The organism is Actinomycetaceae bacterium MB13-C1-2 (assembly GCA_035621235.1).
In the GTDB taxonomy this organism is placed as follows: Bacteria; Actinomycetota; Actinomycetes; order Actinomycetales; family Actinomycetaceae; genus Scrofimicrobium.
The window spans coordinates 1,046,001-1,062,967 of sequence record CP141731.1; the positions used below are offsets into that span (position 1 = coordinate 1,046,001).

The 16,967-nt window shown below is 56.5% G+C and carries 16 protein-coding genes; 2 read left to right on the forward strand and 14 right to left on the reverse strand.

The genetic code is table 11. The features are described from left to right. The first annotated feature begins 7 nt into the window (after window positions 1-7). A complete protein-coding gene (locus U6G28_04665; GenBank protein WRS30981.1) occupies window positions 8-361 on the forward strand; it encodes a sterol carrier family protein in 354 nt (117 codons plus the stop codon). Between the two features lie 117 nt (window positions 362-478). On the opposite strand, the gene U6G28_04670 is transcribed toward U6G28_04665, so the two are convergent. The 6 genes from U6G28_04670 to U6G28_04695 all read right to left on the reverse strand — a co-directional run bounded on the left by U6G28_04670 (window position 479) and on the right by U6G28_04695 (window position 6,400). Continuing rightward, window positions 479-1,093 (reverse strand): response regulator transcription factor, encoded by a 615-nt coding sequence (locus U6G28_04670; GenBank protein WRS30982.1) that lies wholly within the window; start codon window positions 1,091-1,093, stop codon window positions 479-481. Next, window positions 1,090-2,232 (reverse strand): histidine kinase, encoded by a 1,143-nt coding sequence (locus U6G28_04675; protein ID WRS30983.1) that lies wholly within the window; start codon window positions 2,230-2,232, stop codon window positions 1,090-1,092. The genes U6G28_04670 and U6G28_04675 overlap by 4 nt, the downstream gene beginning before the upstream one ends. Before the next feature lie 30 nt (window positions 2,233-2,262). Beyond that, a complete protein-coding gene (locus tag U6G28_04680) occupies window positions 2,263-3,060 on the reverse strand; it encodes an ABC transporter permease (GenBank protein WRS30984.1) in 798 nt (265 codons plus the stop codon). Further along, complete coding sequence (locus U6G28_04685) at window positions 3,057-4,001, reverse strand: ABC transporter ATP-binding protein (GenBank protein WRS30985.1); 945 nt, start codon at window positions 3,999-4,001, stop codon at window positions 3,057-3,059. Before U6G28_04685 ends, U6G28_04680 begins: the two co-directional genes overlap by 4 nt. Before the next feature lie 303 nt (window positions 4,002-4,304). Then, window positions 4,305-5,345 carry a hypothetical protein gene (locus U6G28_04690; GenBank protein ID WRS30986.1) on the reverse strand — a complete coding sequence of 347 codons (1,041 nt, stop codon included), beginning with the start codon at window positions 5,343-5,345 and terminating at the stop codon, window positions 4,305-4,307. A gap of 260 nt (window positions 5,346-5,605) precedes the next feature. Next, a complete protein-coding gene (locus U6G28_04695) occupies window positions 5,606-6,400 on the reverse strand; it encodes a hypothetical protein (GenBank protein ID WRS30987.1) in 795 nt (264 codons plus the stop codon). Between the two features lie 76 nt (window positions 6,401-6,476). Between U6G28_04695 and U6G28_04700 the strand changes: the two genes are divergently transcribed. Beyond that, window positions 6,477-6,743: a DUF4235 domain-containing protein gene (locus U6G28_04700; protein WRS30988.1), complete on the forward strand. Its 267-nt coding sequence runs from the start codon at window positions 6,477-6,479 to the stop codon at window positions 6,741-6,743. A 131-nt stretch (window positions 6,744-6,874) separates the two neighbouring features. Here the strand turns inward: U6G28_04700 and U6G28_04705 are convergent, their stop codons facing one another. The 8 genes from U6G28_04705 to U6G28_04740 all read right to left on the reverse strand — a co-directional run bounded on the left by U6G28_04705 (window position 6,875) and on the right by U6G28_04740 (window position 16,871). Beyond that, window positions 6,875-8,188, reverse strand: a complete 1,314-nt coding sequence (locus U6G28_04705) for a DUF4921 family protein (GenBank protein WRS30989.1) — start codon at window positions 8,186-8,188, stop codon at window positions 6,875-6,877. Window positions 8,189-8,255: 67 nt separating this feature from the next. After that, window positions 8,256-8,669, reverse strand: coding sequence for an ACT domain-containing protein (locus tag U6G28_04710; protein WRS30990.1), 414 nt, complete (start codon window positions 8,667-8,669; stop codon window positions 8,256-8,258). 71 nt (window positions 8,670-8,740) lie between these two features. Further along, window positions 8,741-10,381 carry a polysaccharide deacetylase family protein gene (locus tag U6G28_04715; GenBank protein WRS30991.1) on the reverse strand — a complete coding sequence of 547 codons (1,641 nt, stop codon included), beginning with the start codon at window positions 10,379-10,381 and terminating at the stop codon, window positions 8,741-8,743. A 139-nt stretch (window positions 10,382-10,520) separates the two neighbouring features. Beyond that, window positions 10,521-11,384, reverse strand: a complete 864-nt coding sequence (locus U6G28_04720) for an aldo/keto reductase (GenBank protein WRS30992.1) — start codon at window positions 11,382-11,384, stop codon at window positions 10,521-10,523. Window positions 11,385-11,386: 2 nt separating this feature from the next. Next, window positions 11,387-13,300 (reverse strand): ABC transporter ATP-binding protein, encoded by a 1,914-nt coding sequence (locus U6G28_04725; protein ID WRS30993.1) that lies wholly within the window; start codon window positions 13,298-13,300, stop codon window positions 11,387-11,389. Beyond that, window positions 13,297-15,042 (reverse strand): ABC transporter ATP-binding protein, encoded by a 1,746-nt coding sequence (locus tag U6G28_04730; GenBank protein WRS30994.1) that lies wholly within the window; start codon window positions 15,040-15,042, stop codon window positions 13,297-13,299. Before U6G28_04730 ends, U6G28_04725 begins: the two co-directional genes overlap by 4 nt. 102 nt (window positions 15,043-15,144) lie before the next feature. Beyond that, complete coding sequence (locus tag U6G28_04735; protein WRS30995.1) at window positions 15,145-16,443, reverse strand: M18 family aminopeptidase; 1,299 nt, start codon at window positions 16,441-16,443, stop codon at window positions 15,145-15,147. Continuing rightward, window positions 16,440-16,871 (reverse strand): GNAT family N-acetyltransferase, encoded by a 432-nt coding sequence (locus U6G28_04740; GenBank protein ID WRS30996.1) that lies wholly within the window; start codon window positions 16,869-16,871, stop codon window positions 16,440-16,442. The genes U6G28_04735 and U6G28_04740 overlap by 4 nt, the downstream gene beginning before the upstream one ends. Between the last annotated feature and the right edge of the window lie 96 nt (window positions 16,872-16,967).

Consider the following 16,967-nt stretch of genomic DNA (forward strand, 5'->3'; position numbering starts at 1 on the left):
CCTCTGCATGCTGACTAGTACGAATGAGGACGAAGCCATTTGGCGGGAGTATTGCTACAACCAGGGGAGACTCGCCCTTTCTCGGGACCAAAAGGCCGCGGCTGTTCGCTATTCGCTGGCCGAGCTTGAGCGCCTTCATCCGGGGCGCTCTGTCGAAGTTCGGGTGGTGCCGTTTGCGGCTGTGCAGATCATCGCGGGCGCGGCCCACAGGCGGGGAACACCACCTGCGGTCGTCGAGATGGACGGGGAAACCTGGCTTGAGCTGGCATCAGGCCGCCTGACGTGGGAGGAAGCGGACGAGGCAGGAAGGGTAGACGCATCGGGCGAGCGCTCGAACCTGAGTGGGCTTCTCCCCCTGTAGTCCCGCCCCCTTTTTTGGTTTGCCAATCACATAGGGAGACGACACGCCGTGTTTCGACCTCGAAAAAGCCCCTATGTGATTGGCAAACCATGGGGGAGATGACGTTCACCAAGAGGGTCATCCCGGCGGATCGAGCCAACCGTTCTTTTCCGCGACGACGACTGCCTCCGTCGCCGTCTTGGCACCGGTTTTGTCCATCGCGTTGCTCACGTAGTTGCGAACAGTTCCCTGGCTCAAACCAAGGGATTCCGCCGCGAAAGAGGTAGTTCGACCGCCACGCAGCGCCTGCAATGCTTCTGTTTCGCGCGGGGTCAGCGGGGACTCGCCACGGGTGAGTGTTTCTACCGCGAGCGTTGGGTCAATCACCTGCTTGCCAGCGGCTACTTTTCGAATTGCCTCGACCAGTTCTGGAAGCGGAGCATCTTTTACTATGAACCCACTTGCGCCGGATTCCAGCGCTCGACGCACATAGCCTGGTCGGCCGAAGGTGGTCACCACCAATACCCTGGTTCTAGGAAATCTGCGTCTAAGCGAGGCGCAAGTTGTCAAGCCATCGAGTCGTGGCATCTCAACGTCAATAAGAACGACATCGATATCCTCTGAAAACGCATCTAGAAGACTCTGACCGTCCGGGGCTTGTAGAACCACTTCGAAGCCCGGCTCAAGGTCTAGGAGCGAGGCGAGTGCTTGACGAATCATCGCCTGGTCATCGGCAACGGCAATCCGAATCACGGCGACTCTCTTTCGTCGGGGTTGCTCTCAATATCAAAGGCAACGATCCAGTTCAATCCTTCCTGGTTCCAGTGCAGTTGACCAGAGTCTTGAACTCGCTTCTTCAGCTCGGCAAGTCCCCCGACCTCACCTGAACTGTTCGAGGTCGGGGTCCGAAAGCACCCGTCATTTCTAATCGTAAGTCGCTCAGGGGCAAGACTCACCCAGCAGTTCGCGGCCTGCGCATGGCGAAGCAGATTGGTTGTCGACTCCCGAATAACGCGAGCCACTCCGCCCTGTACCTGTCCAGGGAAGGCAGTCTCTTTACGATCGAGATGGAACATGATTCCTCGCGCCGCGAGTAGGTCCTCAGCATTTGCGAGTTCGCGGTCAACGGACCACTCCCTGCGGTTTACAACGACTCCCCGAACGTCGGTCATTGCCGCCCGAGCGAGATCAGCAACTGATTGCATCTCCGAACGTGCCTCTTCATGCCTTCCAGCTTCGAGAAGTCGGACAGCCAAATCGGCCTTAATCGAAAGTCCCGTCAAGTCCTGTCCCAGGATGTCGTGAAGATCAGAATTCATTTGCGAACGCTCACGTTCCAACTCGAGCTGGTGGTCGGCAACGCGCTTGCTGTCTTCGATTCGGTACCTATCGGCCTCTCTTCGAACAGTAAAGACCATCGCTCCACTCAGAACCATTACCAGCACCGAGATCAGTAGGAGGCTGAGCGGCACAGCCGCGAACAGACCCGTGGCAATTGCCGAGGCAAGCAGCAATATGGTGCCGCCAAAAACCAACCTTCTGGGGCTCAGCAATACCCATGGAGTTGCCGTGTAGGCCCACATGAAGACAAGGCCGGGATACGTTGGTCCACCCCAAAGCGTCATTGCCAAAACAACGAGAACGAGGAGAAGGAATGGAACCCAGAATCTCGGCCCGACATTTAGTCCGACCGGCGCAACCTCATTCGAGGTCCACAGGTAGACGTAGAGGAAGGTCATCACTGCCAGAAGTGCTAGTGCCAAGTACTCGATCGGACCCCAAACGCCGCCCCGAACGATGTCAACGACTGGAATACCGACGAATACCAGGTACGGAAGAGCGTAGCGCAGCGAGGTCTTCTGGTCTTCGCTCAGGCCGATTTGGTTCCTCATGGCTCACCGTATCCAAATAACGAAATGACACTAGCGACGCGTATCGCGCCGAAGGCCCCATACAGCAAGCATGCCAAAAGCTGCGGTCCAGAGCACGAAGCTCAATACCTTCGGGAATGAGAGTTCTTCCCATCCCAGCATTGGAAGCAGTGCTAGCTGCGATGCTCCCCAGAGTGGGGTCCAAGGGGCTATCTGCTGGAAGAACCCACCCAGTTGTTCCAACGGTATCGCCATTCCGGCACCGAATGCGGAAAGCACAATCACGGCAGAAACGGCAGCAAATGCTCCGTCTGAGCGAACCGCGAAACCAAATCCGAATCCGCAGGCCACCGCGACTGCCGACACAACCAGAATAACCAGGGCGCTAATGATCCAGGTGAGTAACGTCATTGAAGCTCCCGTGAAGAATCCAACCGTGAATGTCAGGAGGATGACAACCAACGCCACCCCCAGGATTCCGACCATGCGTCCCGCTAGCTGCGCTGGCGCAGTTAACGGGGTCAACGCATAGAGTCGGCTCACTCCCTGAGTTCTTTCAAGGCTCACGTTCGCTGCGAACGAGGCGGTTGTCAGTAATACTCCGAAGAGCGTCATCGATACCAACACCTGCGCTGCGACGTTCCCATTTCCGACCGCATAGTCGGAATACGGCTGATTGGCCCCGAACATCATGTACATGAGTACCGGCATAAGCAGCGCGAAACCAAGGTTGAAGGGATTGAACACAATCTGAAGGAAGGACTCATACGTGAATCGAGCAAGGCCTTTTGTCGGTCCAACAATCGGTTTTTTAGTCCGGATCTCATCAAGAGTTAGTGCATTGGTCATCTGGCGTCACTTCCTGCGGGTTGAGGTTGCGGCAGAACAGCCGTTTCCGAGGCGAATTCCGTGAAGATATCCTCAAGGGATGAGTCGGTGATTCGGAGGTTTCTCGCACCCTCAGCTTTCAAGAGGATTCGAGCCGCATCGTCCAGGTCCCGACCATGCATCGTCAGCGTTCCCGAACTCCAAGAGCACTCCCATCCGGGGCGCGTCAGGTCGTCTCGAATGTCCTCGTACGAGTCACTCGGAATCTGAATGGTGAGCTCTCCAAGGCCTTGGCGCAAGAGATCGGATGTAGCGGCGTCCGCAACGACTTTTCCATCGCGCATGATCACGGTACGCTTCGCAAAAGACTCGACCTCGGCCAAGTAGTGGGTGGCGAAGATAATGGTTTTACCATTTACGGTTGCCCGCTCCATCACCCTCCAGAACTCCTGTCTTGCCGTGGGGTCCATTCCTGCGGTTGGCTCATCTAGGAAGAGGATCATCGGGTCAGGAACCAATGCAAGCGCCAGCCGAAGACGCTGTTGTTCGCCGCCGGAGAGCTTTCCAATCCGCCGACTCTCCAGTGACTCAAGGTGAGCGAGCGCAATCACCTCATCGATAGCAAGAGGGGCCTCGTAGAAGCCTCGGAACATCTCTAAAAGCTGTGCAACTTTGTAATCTGCGGGAAGAGCGCCGGTCTGATTGACGACGCCCACCAGGCCTCGTCTCTTGGCATCTTCGGGACCCATTCCCAGCAGCTGAGCCTCCCCGGTCGTGGGGCGTTGCAGGGCGAGGGCGGTGTCGATCAGTGTCGTCTTCCCAGCACCATTGGGACCCAAGAGGGCGACAACCTCGCCCTGGTTCACCCGGAGTGAAACGTCGTCGACCGCGGTGACATGACCACGGAAGGTCATCGTAATGTTCCTCAGGTCAACAGCCGGAGGATACTCACTTGTGTCCATACCTAAACGCTATTGGAGCAGCGCTAAGACCGGTACCGCGCATCGTCTATCTCATCAAATGACACCTGTCATGGGTGTCTTCAACCAGAACCAAGACCGATCCGGGGTTGGCGGCGCATCGTCGCCACTCCCCAGTTGTGTTTGCCAATCAGGTAGGAAGCCGACACGCCGTATTTTTCCGCGGAACACACCCCTATATGATTGGCAAACACAACTGGGTAGGGGATGAGGGACGGGCGTAGGGCCAGTATTTTTGGCCACCTATAGGCTCCGTTCAGTGACTGTCCCGAAGCTGTGGCGTCACTACCAATCCTCCGGTATTTGCGCGGGTACACCCAGTCGGTTTAGTCGGTCCACCACCTTGAACATGCAAGCAGTAGGGTTTCCCATGTCATACGAGGCGATCCTGATGAAGCGCCAACCCTCGGCTCGCAAATCGTCTTTGCGCCCCTTTTCTTCCCGCAGCTTTTCCCACTTGTCGGATGACAACGTCTCAAGTTTTGCCATCCCATCAAACTCGATCGCGATTTTCTCCTGTGGGATTGCAAGGTCCAAGTAGTACGAGGAGAATCCATCCGATACTCGGTACTGAGAGGCGACTCGAAGAGCAGAGACGCCTCCCGCCTCAAGCGCCGAACACACCATCCACTTGAGCGAAGCTTCCCCAGGGCTATCCGCTCCGGCATCAGCCAATGCAAGCACCCGGTCGGCGACCCTTCGTCGCCATCGTGATGGCATATCGTCGTTAATTCTACGAATTTCACTCTTGAGTCGCATCTCGGCTTTTCTCTCGGAAACGGGGAGCCTCCGATCAAACCCAACTAAATGGCGCATTATTTTGGAAACTTCGGCAATAGCGATTCGAGGCTTCAGCTTGCGGCAAATGTCAACTGCCGCCTCTTCTAGTGACTCGACAATGAGATCAAACGGACCCGATTGAGGTGTTCGAGGCCCCACATTCAAGTATGAGTTGCGGACAACGGTGGGCCGAATCGTTGTGTCGCCAACTAGTACTTCGGGCAGCCGGATAACTCGGTTTGGCCCAGAAGGAATCCTTCGAGTGATCGGGGAACTCGGGTCAGTGGAGGACAGCCCATGAATGACCATCGCACTTTGTAGCCCAAAGGGCCGAGGCGCATCCGGAGAGCTCTCACCGAGAAGGTTCATTGCGAGGACACGCGCTTCCGTGACCCGCTGCCCGATAACCCAGAAGTCGGAGTCTGGCGAGAGGGCATCAACGCGCGCATACACGTTCGCGTGTATCTTGACGTGCCCCCACTTTTGTTCGGTACTCAGGCGTCTGTTCGTGCTGGTGACAAGAAGATCATCAGGAGTAACAAGCATGCCGCGATGCTGCCTCAGAGAATCGTCAATATCGAATGGTCAACGTCGACCCTGGGGAGACTCTCCAAAGTACGGTCATGTGCGAATGCCCTACGGAAGACGCTTGTGGAAAACAAGGGGAGTGTCGTTACCATCCCCTCCTTCACATGAATCTCCAATCACATAAGGGAGTTTCCGGGCGCGAAATACGGCGTGTCGTCTCCCTATCTGATTGGAAAACCAAAGGAGGGAGGTAAGGGAAGGGAAAAAAGGCGTGTCTGTTAGGGGCGCTGGACCGTTATCGGGCCGGGTGCCAACGGTAGTTCCACTTCTATTGTCGTTCCGGAAGCTGATCCTGAGGGGAACGCCAGCCCGCTCGCTGCGATAGCCGCCTGTCCTTCGGGAGTCATCAAGTATTCTCCCAGTTCATCGACCAAAGCCCGATCGGAATCCCTCTGCTCGCCAGTCGGCAGTGGAATCAGGTACCGGCCGATAGGGGAGCAACTCCCCGTAACTACCTGCCACCGGCTCGCGCTCCCAGTGTTGTTCATGCTCCGAACCTGGAGCAGGAACGACCCCTTCGTGACTCCCTCTCCGGTCGCTGTCGCGGTATCGGCGGGGATAGGGGTCTTGTTCGCAGAAAACCAGGCTTCGTCAATCAGGGTGCAGACGTCGTCCTCGCCATATCGGATCGACTCGATATCCGACTCCGACGCAAGCTTCGCTGCTTCTCCATCGACTCCTAGTAGGGCTTCGATGCCAAAGAATTCAGAGTCAGCGTCGGCCACCGTGCCTTCGCGAGCGACTTCAAGAATCTGCTCCTCCGTCAGTGGAATCCACTCGACTCGCAGATCAGTCTGGTCGTAGACCGCTTTGACGAAAGTATCTGGAAGCGGTTGGTCCTCGGGAACACCAATCGTCATGACGTCAGCCGTATCGGAGCTTGGGAAGGTAGCAGACAATCCTTCCGAGGGTATGCTCGCCGTGCATCCGGCCACCAATACCATCACTGCTGCAGCGGCCAACGCGCCCGATGTGCCTTCATGAAATCTGAACACTTGTTCCTCACTCCCCACTTCGAAAGGCTACCCTGGTTGGGTAGGTACTGATGGCGCTGGCGCGCGCAGGTAGCCGAGTAGATGGAGGGTCATTGTGAACCTGGTTGGAAAGCTAGCAAGCATGGGAGCAGTCGCGGCTTCCGGATTCGTTGCCTCAAAAATCGCAGATAAGGGTTGGACTCGTGTCACAGGCAAGGAACCACCGAAGGACGACAGCAATGAGGGGATCGTTCAGGTCGTCGTTTTCGCAGCGCTGTCCGCCATCATCGCGGCACTCGTGCAACGGGTAGTGATGAAGGGAACCACCAGGCTGCTCACTGCAACCGAGGGGGCCGAAAAGCCCGAGATGCCAGAGGCCTAGTCTCCTGGGGTGTTCCCGCGCCGCCATTTCGCTCCCAGGTCGCGTGCAAAGTCGGCGCATCACAAGACGAGTGAGGGTGGCTAGAGGTGCTGGCTCGGACGTTAGATAAAGGCGAATTGGTAGCGTGAATGCTAGCCCAGGAACTTAGGCTTCACCTTACACTCGTCCCCGATCTTCATTGGGGCGATCTGATCCTGCTCTCTTAGTTCGAGCAAACGATTCACTGCCCGGTCTCGCACCTGCCACGGATCAATGGTGTTGAGGTAGATGCGGGTTCCTCCCTCGAACCCAGCAAGGGTGCTTATGCGCCACTTGAGCAGCATTCTCCAACGCATCGGTGTTTCAACTGAGGGGGGCCTGTAGTACCACTCTTCATTCGTTGGAATTTCCGCGCCGGTTGCCGCGTGCGCCGCGTGGAGAATATCCGAGACTCCGCGTAATTTCTCCCTTGACACCTCCCACGGATTCTGAGGCGATCCCAGCGACCACACCGCTATCGATGGATACCTGTGTCCGAAACCTGCTAGTGCAACAGCGTCCTCATTCTGCGCGATAACCAGCTTGCGAGTCACGGCAACCTTGAGGATATCGGCATAGATTTCTGGACGTAGTTGCAGTCGCTCCAGTTCTGATTGAGCCTGCACAGGTAACTGATCTATTGCCACCAGCTGCTTGTGGAGATGATCGAACGAAGCCCCCGCGGGCTTCAACCAGTTCTGGAATGCGGTGACATAGCGTACTGCGGGATCGAGGTGATACAGGTCCTGCATCGACTTAACTGTCATCCGGACATACTGATAGTGCTCCTGTGGGCTCAGGGTTCCCGAGCTTGCTAACTGGTCTGTTGTCTCGGCACCATCAACATAGTGTCGTCTGGGGATAATGAGGTCGTGTCCGCCTGAGAAGAATCCGTTTGCCTGCTGCAACTTCTCGGAGTCACTCAGTCGGTCAAAATCTTCGTCCGTCATCCCGTGCGCGGTCGTTCGAGCGCGCACGACTCGCATCACGTGGTCATAGCCTGCGTCTGAGGCCAGATATTCTGCCATTCGACGGTGCTGGGCTTCGGACGGCGTGTGTCCATGATTCAGATGCCAGTAGTTGTAAGAAACGATCTCAAACAGGTTCGGAATTCTGCGGAACTGAGCGACGGTATCAAACAGTTCGTCGGCCGCAAGGTTCTGGAGTGTCTTCCATGCGGTCCCGTCCCAAATACGACGGGACTTCTCGGGCGGAGTGTCTAGGTATTTCTTTGAACAGAAGTTGCAGAACTCACCGTCTTTAGACCAGTCGATGGGCTCTGGGTCAGGCAGGGCCGAAGGCAGTGGTCTGTTGCCCCTTCCGGGCACAGTCCACACTTCCGTGCCCGAAAGCATGTTTGTCTGTTTCACCGTGCCGTCCGCCAGTCGCAGGATCGGTTCATTACTATACGGTGACGCCACAGTCATGGTTCCAGCCTACCCAGGATTACGACCTAGGTTCACCCCCACTCGAAGGAATTTAGATTAGTTGGGGCTAAGCCCACTCTCCGTCCTCGGAAAGCCATCCTTCTGCCTGAGTTGACAGAGACTCCATTAGTGCGAGGGCCTCTTCCGCTCTGCTTGAGGGAACAAAGAAGTGGTCGTGGTACACACCGGCAATCACGTTACAAGGAATTCCCCTTGACGCGATGGTCGAGGTGATAGTTGCCGTGATACCCACTGAGTGCAGAGAGGTCTGTGCACCGGGAGTGATAAGAGTGAATAGTTCACTGGTGTCGAAACCGGCAGCGACCGCGTCAGACTCTGGGATCACCAGAGTAGTTCCTTCGGGTTCGCGAATGGTTGCGAATGGTTGGACTCCACCCGGGATCTCAGGGGAGGAGGCGAATATGAAGCGTCCTTGGATCTGTGGATCAAGGGTCGCGAGTGCTTCGTCAAGGTTGTCCATTGAGCTCATAGTTCCCTGAGTCTAGACCCGTGAGACACAGCTATAGAAGTGTGTCTCAGTGGAGGGATTGGCTATTGAGTTTCGCCTACCTGACGGGCATCGCGGACCATCTGTGCGTCCCAGAAATACTTGCCCTGAGCAGGCGGATTACCAGTGAACAACTGATCTATTGTAACCAGCGTATATCCGCGCATTAGTAGGCCATCCACTATGGCTCCAGCGCCCGCGACGGTGTCGGGGTGGATGTCGTGCATCAAAATGATGCCGTCCGGTTCCGCACCGTCAAGGGCCCGCTGGACAACTACATCCGTACCCGGATGCTGCCAGTCGTTTGTGTCTACGCTCCAGAGGATCGTCGGATACGGGTAGGCCATCCGAGTACGTTCGTCCATGTCGCCGTAAGGCGGACGCAGATACTTCACCGGCTGTCCGGCCGCCTCTTCAATGACCTTGGAAGTGTCTCCCCACTCGGCCTGGATACTCGCGTCGTCAAGGGTGGTGAACGCGGAGTGGCTCCATGAGTGGTTGGCGAGTTCGTGTCCCTCGGCAACCGCGCGCTGCAGCACTTGCTCATTGCCGGGAACATTGGTTCCCAGAATAAAGAAAGTAGTTGCCGCATAGGGTCGAGATGAGTAAGCATCGAGTACGACAGGCGTTGACTCGGCCGATGGCCCGTCATCGTAAGTAACGGCAACACAGGGAACCAGATCACAGTCGACGTACTCGTTGCCGGATGCCACCGCTCCCGGTCCGCTCCAGGGCAAAGACGACGCCTTGGCCGCTGAGATGGTAGCCCCTAGAGGTGTTAGTAGTTCTTCCGCACGCGCGGCAGGAATCACAAGCGTTTCCGCTTTGGGTTGATACTTCTGGTCTCCCGCAGCAATGACTGAAGTAAACGCTCCATCAACTGTTACTACTGTGTCTCCCTGGTCGTTGAATCCAACGTTATAGAGGGAAATCTTCAGGTCGGAAATGGTTTCAGACGAAGGGGGAAGAACCTGGTCTCCGCTCATCGGTTGGTCCAGCTTGAGGTTTTCATACAGGGCGTCAAGCAAGACCGGCAGCGCTGATTCCTGGATGATATCGCGACCCCGAGCGGTCTCCCCGGTGGCAGTATCGGTGTACAGCACCTCGACCCAGTCCGAGACGACTTCGGTCGAATTGCCGCGGACGATCCGTAGACGTTCGCCGAAAGTTGTCCCGGATGCGAGTACGGCCTCGCACGTGATCGTCTGCTGAACCTGACCATCTGCGTAGAGTGACAGGTCGGGATTATCTAGGATCTCTCGGGCGCTGAGCGAGGTGGATCCCGAAACACATCCGCGGTTCAAGAGCGTCTCAGATGGTTCCTGAGCTTCGGGAACGTAGGTCATCTCGCGGGTTTGAGCCTGCGAGGAGAGGTAGTCAGAAACTAGTGATGCCAGAACGGGATTAAAAGCTTGGTCACCGGGAAGATACGACCATCGAGCCTCACTCCCGGTAGACGAAAGGATCCGTTGTCCGGTAAGACCTTCAACCTGTACGTCAGTGGGGTACGCAAAAGGCTCTCCAAGAATGATCTTTGGAGGCTCCGGTGTCGGATTCAGAACCGACCCACCGCCGAGCACCGCAGATCCACTGTTCGAGGAGCATCCTACAAGGGTCAACGCGGTGATCAGCCCGATTGCGGAGCCGACAACCAACGGCCTGCTCTTTCCAGGGAACTCTTTCATCTGTTGCCTCTACTAACTCCTTGTCCAGCGATGTTATCGACGCGATGCTTGGGTCTATGCCTCGGTTAGTCTAACGGGCGTTAGCTATCGCGAGACGGCAAGACCCATACACGAAGAGTATCTGTTACTGGAGATACATCTAGTGTTCAGGTGGTTTGAAGTCTCCGATTCGCTCCATTCGATCGGGATGTCTGCCGGTTCGACCGGTCTCTCCTTGATTCAGATCATTGATCGACCGCATGTCAGATTCGCTCAGATGGAAGTCAAACACATTCATGTTTGCCCTCTGTCGCGCGGCAGTTGAGGCTTTGGGAAACAGGACGTCTCCGCGTTGTAGACCCCAGCGAATCGCCACCTGAGCCGCCGACTTTCCGTACTTCTTCCCAATGTTCTCCAGAGTTGGATTGGTGGCGGCGCCCCCTCGACCTAGCGGGGCCCAAGCTTCGGTGATTATGCCGTTGTTCCTGTCATAGCGGTGCAACTCATCGTTCGGAAAGAATGGGTGCGACTCAATCTGATTGACCATTGGTCGGATCTGCGCGCTGCGGCGAATCTGGTCGATATGGTGCTCAAGGAAGTTGGACACCCCGATGGCGCGGGCTAAACCCTGGTCGTAGAACTCTTCTAGCACCGCCCACGTTGCGCCAAGATCGCCACCGTATAGCATCGGCATCGGATAGTGAATCAGGAACAGGTCAACGTAGTCGGTTCTCAAGTCATTCAGTGACTGCTCGAAGGTGCGTCGAGCTACGTCGGGCTCATGGTTGGGGTTGTCTAGTTTCGAGGTGAGGAAGAAGGAAGACCTGTCGATCCCGGAGTTTGTCCACGCTTCGCCCACCTCCGTTTCGTTTCCGTACATCTGAGCCGTGTCGATATGTCTGTATCCGACTTCAATTGCAGTGCTCAGAATTTCCAGAGTGTTCTCGGTGACCTTGTAGGTTCCGAATCCAAGCTGGGGGATTTGCACCCCATTTATTAGGACCAGGTTCGGGATAGCGACCACGTTTACTCCTTCTCGGGGCCGGCGAACTGTGCTCGGTACAGACGCGTGTATGCGCCGTCCACCTTCAACAAATCGCTGTGGGTCCCCTGCTCTACAACGTTTCCGTCTTCCATGACCAGAATGAGGTCTGCGCCCTGAATAGTCGAGAGGCGGTGGGCAATTACGAACGCGGTCCGCCCCTGTCGTAACTTGTCCATCGCTCGTTGTACCAACACTTCTGTGCGAGTATCCACCGATGAGGTGGCCTCGTCCAGAATGAGCATCTCGGGATCGGCGATAAACGCCCTCGCGATAGTTAGTAGTTGCCGTTCGCCAACGGAAAGAGTGTCTCCATCGTCAGAAATTACGGTCTCGTATCCGTCGGGAAGCTGACGAACAAGGCGGTCTACCGAAGTCGCCCGAGCCGCCTCTCGGACCATCTCGGGAGTGGCGTCACGTCTCCCAAAAGCAATGTTTTCTTCGATAGTTCCATCAAACAGCCAGGTGTCTTGCAGCACCATTCCGATTCGCGAACGCAGCATCTCCTTGTTGATGTCGCGGATATCGATACCGTCTATCAGGATTCGGCCACGATCCACTTCGTAGAAGCGCTCAAGCAGATTCACCAGGGTTGTTTTACCCGCCCCGGTCGGTCCGATAATCGCCACCATCTGCCCCGGCTTCACATCAACACTGAGACCCTTGATAACGGGTGTTCCCTGGGCATAGCCAAACTCAACATCCTCGAACTGAACGTGTCCCCGCCCCACGGGAACTTGGGTGCCCAGGTCGGGCCTCATCTCCTCGGCATCTAGGAACTCAAAGACGCGCTCCGCCGAGGCTAGCCCCGACTGCAATAAGTTCGCCATCTGCGCCAACTGGCCAACCGGGCCGGAGATCTGCCTGGAATACTGAATGAACGCCTGGACTTCACCGAGTGTCAGCCCGCCTCCGGTGACCAGGATGGCACCGCCGACGGCAACTACCACGTAAGAGAGATTCGAAACGAATCCCATTAGAGGGTTTACCAAGGACGAAATGAACTGCGCGCTGAATGATGCTTTGCGAAGCTTATGGTTCTCTGTGCGGAACGCACTATCGTAGCGGTCCTGGAGATTGTAGAGAACGACCACATCGTGACCGGTGATCGTTTCCTCGACGAGTCCGCTGACTTCACCGGTGGCCTTCCACTGATTGCGGAAGTGCGGCTGGGCACGCTTCATCAGGATGGCCGACAGCAGCGCCCCGATTGGAATCACTACCAGTGCAAGCAGAGTCAGCTGCCAGGACATCAGCGTCATCATTACCGTGATCCCAATGATGGTGAAGATAGAGGAGAGGAACTGTGTCAACGTCTGTTGAAGTGTCTGAGTGACGTTGTCGACGTCATTGGTCACCCTGGAAAGAATGTCTCCACGTGAGTGCGTGTCCAGATAGGACAGGGGGAGTTTGCCGACCTTGTTCTGGATGTCCTGCCGTAGCTTCCAGCCGAGGTTCTGCACCACGAGGCGTGCGAGTTGACCGGCTAGCCAAGACAAAAAAGCGCCGAAGACGTATATTCCCAAAATCAGCAGCAGGATCCGACCAAGACTGCCAAAATCGATCCCCTCACCCGGGACCAGATTCATTGCCTCGACCATGTTTGCCTGGTCGTTATCGCCCTTGGCACGTAGCGCTTCGATCACCTGTTGCTTCGAGGAGCCAGCGGGCAGCTGCTTTCCGATGGCACCAGCCACAATGAGGTTGGTTGCCTGACCGAGGATTCGTGGGCCGGCTACGGACAGGACAACTGAGAGAACCGAGGCAAGCGAGACACCCAGAACTAGCCACTTGTAGCCCGCTACCAGGCCCAAAACACGCGATAGCGTGCCTCTAAAATCCTTAGCTTTTGCGCCGCCCGATCCGCGTCCGCGGCCTCGACCGTGAGGTCCACTCATGCCGCCTCCTCCCGCGATTCCTGAGAGTCCACAATCTGTTGGTACGTTGGACAGGTTCGCAACAGTTCGCTGTGGGTGCCCTGCCCGACGACATGTCCGTCTTCAAGAACCAGAATTCGGTCGGCGTGGCGGATTGTCGCCACTCGCTGGCCGACGATCAGGACTGCCGCTTCGCCGACATATTCGCGTAGAGAGTTGCGGATTTGCGCGTCGGTCGCATAGTCCAAAGCGCTAAATGAGTCGTCAAAGATGTAGAGGTCAGCTTTTCGGTAGAGAGCCCTTGCCATTGTTAGACGTTGGCGCTGGCCTCCCGAAAAGTTCTTCCCCCCGGCCTCAACGGAATGGTCCAGACCCCCATCAAGGTTCGCGACGAACTCAGTTGAGGCCGAGCCCTTAAGGCTTCGAGTCACCCGGGCAAGTTGCTGTTCGTCCGGATTCTCGACACCGGAAACGGTTGAGGCTACGGTCCCACTGAATAGGTATGAGGTTTGCGGAACGAAACCGATGCGCTCACGAAGTTCAAGCGGATCGATTTGACGAACGTCTATTCCGTCCGCCAGTACGGTGCCGGAACTGGGGTCCATGAGGCGGGGGAACAGGTTGGCCAGAGTTGACTTCCCCGATCCAGTCGCTCCTATCACCGCCGTTGTAGTGCCTGGCCTTAGAACTACATCGACATTCTGTAGAACAGGCTCTTCGGCTCCGGGATACTGCACCGTGGCGTGTGCCAGTGAGAACGTTAGGGGCGTGTCCGGGAGAGAAACTCGCTTGTCTTCTTGCGCCGGAACGACGGAAGAATCGGTCTCAAGAACGTCGTTAATTCGCCGAGCGGTCACCGTTGCCCGCGGCAACATGAAGAACATCATGGCTGCCATCATGACCGCATTGAAGATGATGAACAGATAGGAAATGTAGGCGAAAAGAGTTCCGACTTCCATTTGTCCGGTGTCAATTAGTTGGCCGCCAAACCAGAGAACGGCAACTGAACCCGCCGACGCGACTAGCTGTAGAAGAGGGAAGAGCACCGCAAATACCGCACCGACCCGGAGAGCAACGTGTTTCAGAGCTGTATTTGCGCTGGTGTACCGTCCTTCAAACTCGTCTTCTCGGTTGAATGCCCGAATGACTCGAATTCCCGTTAGCTCTTCGCGCAAGACCGTATTCATTCGATCGAGGCGCTCTTGTTGAGAGAGGAAAAGGGGATTCAATATACGGAAAGCAATTACGACAATAATGGCGGTGAGAGGGACGACAACGGCAAGAACCCAGGCCAGTTTCATGTTGAGCCTAAGGGCCATTACGACGCCGCCAACGCCCATGATCGGTGCCGTGATCATGAAGTTGAAGATCATCAGAACCACCATCTGGATCTGCTGAACATCGTTCGTTGCTCGGGTGATTAGCGTGGGCGCCCCGAAATCATGAACCTCTCTCGCCGAGAGTTCTTGAACATGATCGAAAACCCGGCCTCGCAGATAGGCGCCGAGGCCCATCGCGATTCGTGCGGCGTAGTAGACGGCGAAACCTGCAGCCAGTCCCTGTAGCGCCGAGATTGCCAGCATCACCCCGCCCAGACGCCATACGGTGGCCACATCGCCGACCATCACTCCGTTGTTGATGATCTCCGCATTCATATCCGGTAGAGCAAGGGCGCTCACCGTTGCGACTAACTGGAGCAGGACGATCAGAACTACGGCACCCCAGTGCCGTCGAAGGTAGGGTGATGAGACTTTCCAGATCATTCGGTCTTCTCCTTACCTTGGGATTGAGGGTGTCGCGAGAAAAGGCTACGCGCACTCACCGACATTTGCGGTCGATCAGCGCGCTCTGGCACACTCCAGACTCTAGGAAAGCCAGTAGACGCTCAGCGCCTTTGAAAGCAAAGGGGTATCGTTCACGTGGCTCATCTCCCGCGCTGAGTGCATCGACAGTAGGGGGATCCCAACGTCAACGGTAGTAATGCCGAGTGCAATAGAAATGGCGGGACCGATGGTCGATCCCGAGCGCATCGAACTTTCGGAAACGAAATGCTGGGACGTGAACCCGGCGCGTTCGCACACCGACTCCCACATTGCACTTCCGGGTGCGGAGGTGGCGTAGCTCTGGTCGGCATCAACCTTAAGTATTGGGCCGCGTCCCATCATTGGTCGGGTGTCGGGATCGTGCTTCGCCGGGTAAGCCGGATGAACAGAGTGCGAGGCATCGGCCGAGATAACCGAACTGCGCGCAAGCATCTGCTCAAACTGTTCTTCTCCCAGTCCCAGTGATGTGGCAATCCGGCGAAGAGAGGAACGCAATAGGGGGCCGCGAGCCCCCGTCGCGGTTGCTGAACCAACCTCTTCGTGATCAAAGATGACGAAGGCAGGAACGCGTGCGGGGTTAGCGAGCTCGCTCGTATCAAGTCCGGCAAACGCATCCAGTCCCGCAAACGTTGACGAAAGGTTGTCTTGGCGCGCCGCCGCGATGAATTGCCTCTTCGATCCGAATCGCTCTCCAGGCTGGCTTGGGTAGAGAAACAGGTCGAAGGCGGAGATCGCCTCTTGACTGTCGAGCCCCGCAGTCGTTGCAACCAAGTCTAAGATCTGCGCCTCTGGATCATCGACGGTCCAGACGGGTTGCATGTGTTGCTGGGCGTCGAGCTTCACTCCCTCGACATTGACACTGCGGTCAAGATGAGGGGCTAGCTGGCTGACCCGCGCTATCGGCTCGGTCTGAACCAGGTGAGTGTTGCCGTCTCTATCAATGATCTGTCCGGCGAGAAGGAGTTCACGGTCTAGCCATGAGTTGAACAACGGTCCACCATAGATCTCAACCATCAACTGGCCCCAGCCGTCGGGACTGGTCCGTTGTGGGGTCGGCTTGAGCTTAAGGCTAGGCGAATCGGAGTGGGTGCCAACGATGGCGAAAGAGGGGGCGGTGCCACTGACGGCCTGAGATCCGGGGGTTATCCAGGCGAAGAGCGCACCCTGCTCGACGAAGAAATACTTGCCAGCTTCTTCTGGCCAAGCATCAGTACGGAAGGTTCGAATGAAGCCCGCAGACTCCAAAATCGACGCGGCAGTTTCTACCGCGTGGTATGGAGAGGGGGACTTCGAAAGATAGTCGAGGTAGTTGGAAGCAAAGAGTTCAGTAGTGTCGCTCATACCTGGTAACGGTAGATGTTTGTTTCTCTCGGTTCGAATCCGCATCGCACATAGAGACGGTTCGCTGCCTCCCGGTGGGGGCGGGACGTGAGGTCAACCGTCTTCAGCCCGATCTCACGCGCCTTGTCTAAGGCTGCCTTGACCAGTGCTTCTCCAGCCCCCTGGCCGCGTGCGGCCTGGTCCACCACGACATCCTCTACCCAGCCTCGACCACCGGTTGGGATGAAAAACGTTGCTAGGGAGAGCATTCCCGAAATAGCGCCGTCCGTCTCGCTCCTGTAAACGAATAGGTAAACGCTGTCTTGGTCGACGAAGTCGCGTAGTTGAGATTCGGTAAGCGGCGGGGCCGATCGCGATAGCTGAGGGATGAGGTCGTCCATGGCCTTCAGCAACTCGTCGCTAGTCTTCGTAATTAGTTCAACTGGCATCGGGACCTCCTCGGTCGAACTCAATGATATCGACCCGTACTTGACCTGTCATAAACGTCCAGTTGACGCGGAGGTTTCGATTAGGTAACTTTCTTT